The sequence below is a fragment of the Stutzerimonas stutzeri genome (assembly GCF_024448935.1).
Taxonomy (GTDB): domain Bacteria; phylum Pseudomonadota; class Gammaproteobacteria; order Pseudomonadales; family Pseudomonadaceae; genus Stutzerimonas; species Stutzerimonas stutzeri_AO.
In genome coordinates this window covers 1-6,790 of record NZ_JAMOIE010000146.1, presented here as the reverse complement: position 1 = coordinate 6,790, position 6,790 = coordinate 1, and the positions used below count along the sequence as shown (strand labels likewise).

General features: G+C 58.2%; 7 protein-coding genes and 3 pseudogenes. 2 read left to right on the top strand and 8 right to left on the bottom strand.

Going from position 1 to position 6,790, the window contains the following annotated elements; genetic code table 11:
* Positions 1-194: 194 nt before the first annotated feature.
* The 6 genes and pseudogenes from istB to NA637_RS23600 all read right to left on the bottom strand — a co-directional run bounded on the left by istB (position 195) and on the right by NA637_RS23600 (position 5,224).
* A complete protein-coding gene (istB, locus tag NA637_RS23625) occupies positions 195-998 on the bottom strand; it encodes an IS21-like element ISPst3 family helper ATPase IstB (protein WP_256074925.1) in 804 nt (267 codons plus the stop codon).
* Positions 991-2,490: an IS21-like element ISPst3 family transposase gene (gene istA, locus NA637_RS23620; protein ID WP_256074927.1), complete on the bottom strand. Its 1,500-nt coding sequence runs from the start codon at positions 2,488-2,490 to the stop codon at positions 991-993. Before istA ends, istB begins: the two co-directional genes overlap by 8 nt.
* Positions 2,491-2,728: 238 nt before the next feature.
* Positions 2,729-2,926: pseudogene (locus tag NA637_RS23615) on the bottom strand (IS3 family transposase); the annotation flags it as partial.
* 47 nt (positions 2,927-2,973) lie between these two features.
* A complete protein-coding gene (locus NA637_RS23610; protein WP_198822752.1) occupies positions 2,974-3,147 on the bottom strand; it encodes a hypothetical protein in 174 nt (57 codons plus the stop codon).
* 89 nt (positions 3,148-3,236) lie between these two features.
* The gene (locus tag NA637_RS23605; protein ID WP_256074924.1) at positions 3,237-4,637 is read right to left on the bottom strand and encodes a DEAD/DEAH box helicase; all 1,401 of its coding nucleotides are present in this window, start codon (positions 4,635-4,637) and stop codon (positions 3,237-3,239) included.
* Positions 4,634-5,224 carry a hypothetical protein gene (locus NA637_RS23600; RefSeq protein ID WP_023093397.1) on the bottom strand — a complete coding sequence of 197 codons (591 nt, stop codon included), beginning with the start codon at positions 5,222-5,224 and terminating at the stop codon, positions 4,634-4,636. Before NA637_RS23600 ends, NA637_RS23605 begins: the two co-directional genes overlap by 4 nt.
* A gap of 101 nt (positions 5,225-5,325) precedes the next feature.
* Here NA637_RS23600 and NA637_RS23595 point away from each other — a divergent pair, with 101 nt between their 5' ends.
* Both NA637_RS23595 and NA637_RS23590 read left to right on the top strand, forming a co-directional pair.
* The gene (locus tag NA637_RS23595) at positions 5,326-5,553 is read left to right on the top strand and encodes a helix-turn-helix domain-containing protein (protein WP_003119937.1); all 228 of its coding nucleotides are present in this window, start codon (positions 5,326-5,328) and stop codon (positions 5,551-5,553) included.
* Between the two features lie 47 nt (positions 5,554-5,600).
* Positions 5,601-5,753 (top strand): annotated as a pseudogene (locus NA637_RS23590) (IS5/IS1182 family transposase); the annotation flags it as partial.
* A 155-nt stretch (positions 5,754-5,908) separates the two neighbouring features.
* Here the strand turns inward: NA637_RS23590 and NA637_RS23585 are convergent.
* Positions 5,909-6,142, bottom strand: a pseudogene (locus NA637_RS23585) (deoxyribonuclease); the annotation flags it as partial.
* A gap of 273 nt (positions 6,143-6,415) precedes the next feature.
* On the bottom strand, positions 6,416-6,790 hold a 375-nt coding region (locus NA637_RS23580; RefSeq protein ID WP_256074923.1), incomplete at its 5' end, for a zinc-binding dehydrogenase.

Sequence of the window (6,790 nt, the reverse complement as noted above, 5' to 3'; positions counted from 1 at the left end):
TGTTGGCGCTGATGGAAAATTGACCCACCCTGCCGATTGAAATTTGACCCAGGGCGGATTGCTGATTTTGTTACCAGCAACTGTGGATAAGTCTACCAGCGCAGCTGCTGTTGCCCCCACTCCTTCGCTAGCCCAGTTCAGTTGTTTAAGACCTGCCACACGCAGCCATGTAGCAGGCCGTCGTCGCCATGAAATCAGAACGGCTCATCGTCCTCCGGTTCCTGGCCGCCCTTACGCTTTCGCTCCCGTGATTTGATCTTGGCCTGGGCCGCCAAGCTACTGTGTTGCAGGCGATAGGACTCGTTACCGGTTTCGACGATGTGGCAGTGGTGGGTCAGCCGATCCAGCAGGGCGGTGGTCATCTTGGCGTCGCCGAACACGCTCGACCATTCGGCGAAGCTCAGGTTGGTGGTGATCACCACGCTGGTGTGTTCGTACAGCTTGGACAGCAGGTGAAACAGCAACGCACCGCCAGCCTGGCTGAACGGCAGATAACCCAGTTCGTCGAGGATGACCAGATCCATGCGCAGCAGTGCCTGGGCGATCCGCCCGGCTTTGCCGTCGTGTTTTTCGCGCTCCAGCAGATTGACCAGCTCGACCGTGGAGTAGAAGCGCACGCGCTTGCCATGCCGGGTGATGCCGGACACGGCCAGTGCGGTGGCCAGGTGGGTTTTGCCGGTGCCTGGCCCACCGATCAGCACCACGTTCTGCGCGGTGTCGGTAAAGCTCAGATTGGCCAGCTCGCTGATCAAGCGAGCGTCGGCGCTGGAGGCGCTGAAGTCGAAGCCGGCCAGATCGCGGTGCATCGGCAGCTTGGCCATGTTCATCTGGTGGCTCACCGAGCGCATGGCGCGATCTGTGTGCTCTTGTTCCAGCAGGTGTTCGAGCAGCCACTTGGACGAGGCTGTGTTCGACTCACCCTGTGCAGTTAACTCCGCCCAGGCCGTGGCCATGCCGTGCAGGCGCAGCTCCTTGAGTTCCGCCATCAAATCACGCATGACCGACCTCCTCGGCCTGGCCACGCAGGCGGTCGTAGCGCGCCGTGTTAGCGACGGGGGCTTCCTTGAGCGACAAGTGGGTTTCGACGCTGGGTGGTGGTTCGGTCGCGGCCAGGCGCGCCACGACATTGAGGATGTGTTCGGCGCTCAGGCTGCCGCTTTCCAGTACCAGCTCAACAGCCACCAGCACCGCATCGAGCCCGGCGACCGGTACGGCAGCCAGGACTTGCGCCATGATCCGGTCACCGCCGGCATGACGCCCCAGGCCGTGCTTAAGCTGACGCAGCGGCACCGGCAGATCAGCAAAGGGCGCGCCGTTGCGCAGCGCACCGGGCTTGCGTTCGATCAGCGGGAGGTAGTGCTGCCAGTCATAGCTGACCTGGTCGCGATCCAGCAAGCGGACATGGCTGGCGATCAGCGCGTCGTCAGCCACCACCTCGATTCGCGTCGGATACAAACGGCTGCTGACCCACTTACCCGCGTACTCACACGGCACCGAGTAGCGGTTGCGCCCGACACTGACCAGGCAGGTGCTGGAGACCCGCGCAGGCCGCTCGACGTAACCGTCGAATGGCGCTGGCACAGGCATCAGTTCAGCGCGCTCCAACTCCAGCACTTCGGCCACACTCAGCCCGCTGTATTGAGGGTGCGTCAGCTCGTTCCAAAGCGCGCGGCAGCGCTGGCCCAGCCAGGCATTGAGTTCCTCGAAGGAGTGAAACTGGCAATCCTGGGCGTCTAGCCAGATACGCCTGCGGCTGTCTTGCACGTTCTTTTCAACGATGCCCTTTTCCCAACCAGCGGCGACGTTGCAGAAGTCCGGATCGAACAGGTAATGCGCGCACATCACCGCAAAGCGCGCATTCACCGCCCGGCCTTTGCCCTTATTGACCTTGTCGACGGCGGTCTTCATGTTGTCGTAGATGCCCCGGCGCGGCACGCCGCCCAAGGAGCCGAACGAGCGTGTATGGGCGTCAAATAACATCTCATGGCCCTGGCTCGGATACGCCACAAGCCAGAACGCACGGCTGGCACACAGCTTCAGATGTGCCACCTGCATACGCCGGTAAATGCCGCCGACCAGCAAGCCTTCCTCGCTCCAGTCAAACTGAAACGCCTCGCCAAGAGCAAAGGTCAGCGGCACAAAGGCCTGCGACGCCTTGCCCTGCCCCCCTCGCCAGGCACGGATAAACGCGGTGAGCTGGCTGTAGCCACCGTCATAACCTTCGGCTTTGATTTGCGCCAACAGCGCCTTGGCACTGCGTCGCTGTTGCTTGGGCCGCAGCGAATCGGCTTTTAGCGCCTGCTCCAGCGTGGCGTGAAAAGGGCTGAGTTTGTTGAAGATCGCGCGGCGTTGGTAGACCGGCGGCTTGGCCTCAGGTGCTCTGACCCACTTGCGAATCGTGTTGCGCGCCAACCCGGTGCGCTTGGCTATCTCATGCAGCGACAGCTTGTCGCGGAAATACATCCGGCGGATTTTGCCCATCATTTCCATACTGATCACCCTGTGTTCTCCTGCTCAAAAATTGAGCAGAAGCAGTTGAACACCTGGGTCAGTTTTCAGTCGGCAGAACAGCCTCTACTGGGTCAGTTTTCGGTCAGCGGCAACATGTACGGCGCTGTCGAGACACGAAACCCTCCAGAAAGTGGCTTGAAATGGTGTCCACCAAAAATAGGTGCACACCATGCCGCTATCTGGAAGAAGCGGGGAGATGGGTTCGGCGGACGGTTACGGTGGTCGGGCCTGGATGCTGGCCTGCGTCGGTCTGATGACGGCGAATCCAGCCATGCAACGTTTGCGCTGCACAGCCAATCTTCGGCGCGATGGCTTCAATGGCGGCCCACTCGGAGGGGTAGTCGTTCAAATGCTCCAGAACCATGCGCACGGCACGTTCACGGACTTCGGGGGAGTAGGTTGTAGTCTTTCTCATGGCCTCATCTTCTCAAGAGTTGAGGCCTCCACGAAACCCGGGGCGATTCACTCACAGAGATGCACCCGGTAGTGCTCCCCATCATGCTGGGAGCCATATCCCCATTGGGCTTCAAGCTTGCCGTATTGGGGGCCATAGCCGGGGATACTCGTTCCAGAGCGGCACACGTCGCAGATCACATCCTCAACCACATCGACCAGTGCCTGCGACTTAATCTCCATGCTCACCTCACGATTACCATTCAAGCGGAACCGGCCGGTTATTGAGTCACGCAACCGAGATCATTCAAATAGCCACGACTGGCTAAGTATCAAAAGCAAGCCAACAACTGCTGCCTGTAATGCTGGGAAAAGCTGACCTGATAAGCAGGTTCAGCTCCAAAACCACCCAGCGAAATGACGTTCGCAGCCTGCAACCCATTATCCGACTCCGCGTCTCCTAGGCCAGCACCATGAATACCTTCTATATGGTCAAAATCACCAATCGGCTCAGGCCTTGAGCCTGTAGCAAGACTTGGCATAAGCACATCACTCAATACCGCTAGATCATCCGGCAGGTCGTCCGCAATTCGCTCCGCAAAGCCCTGAAGCGTCGGTTCCGCTAGCATGAATAGCCACGCCTGATCATCCGATTCACCTGTGCGCCGCAGCACCCGTCCCATTACTTGCCGGTAATGCAGCTCCGTGCGGATACGGCTGAGGTAGCAGCAAACCTGCAGGCGCGGGATGTCGGTGCCTTCACTGATCATTCCGACAGCGACAATCCAGCGGCAGGTGCTGCTCCGGAATCCATTGATCACCTGCTGCGCATCCGGGGTTTTGTTGGTCACGATACGGTACTCTTCACCCATTGCTTCCAGAGCGAGTGCAATTTGCTGAGCGTGTTCAATATCGGTGGCCACCACCAAACCGGCAGCATCAGGCTTGATCTTTCGTAGCTCGCTCAGCTTGCTGCAGCCAAGGTCAAGGATTGGATTGATCACCTCGTCATGGCGCAGCAGTTCCTCATAAGTCACAGGTGACTCGCCCAGCAGCTTGGCGACGCTGGGAAACAGCCTCACGGAGCTATCCGCACCAAGCTCTTCCGTGAGTTTCACCTTCTGATTGTCGAGCAGAACAATTCGAGGGGACCGGCACACGCCGTCGGCAATGGCATCTTTCAAGCCATAACGGTAATCACAGATCAAATGCCCCTCGGGCGAAGAGTAGCGAGCCAATGCGATGGCCTTGTCGTCCGAACGCCAGGGCGTGCCAGATAGGGCCAACGTGAAGGCAGCCCGATCCTGTATCCGATGCAGTATCTGCTGTCCCCAGGCATTGCTGAGCAGCGGATCGTGGCCGGCGCAATGATGGATCTCGTCGAAAACCACGAGCACCCGATAATCATCAAGCAGCTGCCAGAATCCCTCATCACGGTATTCCATAGCCTGATAGGTATAGGCCGCGCCCACGGCACCTATCTGGCCATCAAGTCGCCTGCCTAGCACTTCCGCAAAGGTCGAACGAAAACCCTCAACGACCTGGCAGGACGGGGCGAAGCACAGCACCAGATCAATCCTGCCTTCCTCAAGCAGTCGACTGGCCAGTTCTGCGGCCATGCGCGTCTTCCCAGCCCCAGGGGTAGCCTGGCAGAAGAAGTGCGGCGTGACGGTGAAGTGTTCCAGCGCCTTGGTGATGCAGCTGTTCTGCCAGCTGCGCAGCGTTCTGCTCATCGTGATGCGGCGAGCGTTTTGAGGGTTTTTTCGATGGCGCGCAGATGCCCCAAAAGACGAGAACTGCGATCCCTGGCCTCCAGGTAATCGCCTTCAACCTTGTCCCGCAAATGCGGCATCTCGTCTAGCAGCAGCTTGAATCGCTCCGCCTCGCCCATTGAAGTGAGAAAGTCCAAACGGATTTCTTTGTGGAGCGCCTCCAACTGCAAATCTGTATTGGCTGACGACTTAAGCGGCAAAGCTTCTACATCGCGTGCTGCCGTCTCTGGTTCGGGTACTCCAGCAGCCATCAGGCTGTCCTCAAAGCCGTTGTCGATCAGCTCCAGTTGCAGATGCGCCGGAATCGGCTGCAGGTGGTAGACCTGTCCTCGAACACGACGCTCTTCGTCCGGCACAACCCAGCCCGCACGCACTAATCGACGGATCTGCTCGTATACATAACGGCGTACATCGGCGATACGAAAATGTGTGCCTTTCAGGCGAGCGGCATAGGCATCGCGCAGTTCACGGGTTGTAAAGGTTGTACGCCCTGACTCCTGAAGCAGCTCATACAGACGCCTGTCGCAGATAAACGAGGCCGATTTCATTGAGGCACCAGAAGAGTTAACGCGAAAATGCGGATTATAATCCGTGGTCTGTGCGTCCGCAAACGCACGATAGTGCCGCCTCAAGTTGAATTGAGACGGTCATGGATAAGTTGGCGAAAGCGTTAGGGGAACGTATCCGAATGCAGAGGAAGGTCTGCCGGATTTCCCAAGACGCATTGGCGCTGGCGTGCAGTCTCGACCGCAGCTATGTAGGTCGCATCGAGCGTGGCGAGGTCAACATTACCGTCGAGAAGCTCTACCGCATCGCAGGCGAACTCGCCTGCGATCCTTCAAGCCTTCTGCCACCGCCATCTGAGATTCTGAGCTGATCAAGTAATACTGGCGCTAAGCCGAGTACGTCGGCAAGCGCAAGCAGATCCGCAGGGAGCTGTTTCTGATTGAGATGGGCCTGGTGGTATCGTGGAAGAATCTAATTGCCCTGATCGATTCGCACTACCCAGAGGAGAAGGGCATTCGCCCGGCGTACCCGTTGATGGCAATGCTGAGCGTGCATCTGATTCAGAACTGGGCTAGGTGTCTCTACTGTCGGCAAGATCTTCTGAAAGAGTCGAGCGACTGGAGTTCTGTGTAAGCGAATAGCTGGAAGGTGGTAAAAGCGTTACAGAATAAAAAATGATTAGAATCATGCACTTATATTTGTAACATGTTACAACCGGCATATTTAACGTGCTCCCATTCCACTCTCGCGGCACGCTTGGGCTGCTTGCGTGGAATGTAGCCACAACTGGCCAGATCGATCTGTTTGCCCTTGAAGGCGCAGCGGCAATAGAAATCCACGGGCCGCTCGGCGTACAACTGCCAGGCAATTTTCTTGGCCTCGCGAAAAGTGCGTGGAGCGTCGGCGTGTAGCTGAACAGGAAAAAGCAGGGCGAGCAGAAGCAGGCTGTAACAGCGCATGGGAATCTCGACGACTGACTGAGAAATGCATCCATGCGGGGCGCGCTATCTTACCTATTTCTCTGGTAAATCCCCATATAACAATAGGTTACATAATGTCATTGAGCCTGCTTGTGGCCCAGCCGGTTGATCTGCAGCGAGGCCAGGATGACAGTCGACTCCTCAGAAGGTCGGCGACCTTAGCGGCTCGGCGGCAAAGAGGGAAGGGCCGGTTTGAGCCCGCTGTTTTTGATCACGGGCGCGCTTCGGCCAGGCGCGCCCGTGGTGGGTGGATTACGCGGACTTCAGCGAGGCCATGTCGATGACGAAGCGGTACTTCACGTCACCCTTGAGCATGCGCTCGTAGGCTTCGTTGATGGTCTGGATATCGATCATCTCGATGTCCGAGACGATGTTGTGCTCGGCGCAAAAGTCGAGCATCTCCTGGGTTTCGGCGATGCCGCCAATCAGCGAGCCGGCCAAACGACGGCGCTTGAAAATCAGGCCGAACACGCTTGGCGAGGGATGCGGCGAAGCCGGTGCGCCCACCAGTGTCATGGTCGCGTCGCGCTTGAGCAGCGACAGGAAAGCATCGAGATTGTGGGGCGCTGCAACGGTATTGAGAATGAAGTCGAAGCTGTTCAGGTGCGCGCTCATCTCGTCCTGGTT

Coding starts and splice junctions, on each gene's coding strand:
- NA637_RS23600 (WP_023093397.1), bottom strand. CDS start 5,224: ATGAAATCGGCCTCGTTTATCTGCGACAGGCGTCTGTATGAGCTGCTT.
- NA637_RS23605 (WP_256074924.1), bottom strand. CDS start 4,637: ATGAGCAGAACGCTGCGCAGCTGGCAGAACAGCTGCATCACCAAGGCG.
- istA (WP_256074927.1), bottom strand. CDS start 2,490: ATGGAAATGATGGGCAAAATCCGCCGGATGTATTTCCGCGACAAGCTG.
- NA637_RS23610 (WP_198822752.1), bottom strand. CDS start 3,147: ATGGAGATTAAGTCGCAGGCACTGGTCGATGTGGTTGAGGATGTGATC.
- NA637_RS23595 (WP_003119937.1), top strand. CDS start 5,326: ATGGATAAGTTGGCGAAAGCGTTAGGGGAACGTATCCGAATGCAGAGG.
- istB (WP_256074925.1), bottom strand. CDS start 998: ATGCGTGATTTGATGGCGGAACTCAAGGAGCTGCGCCTGCACGGCATG.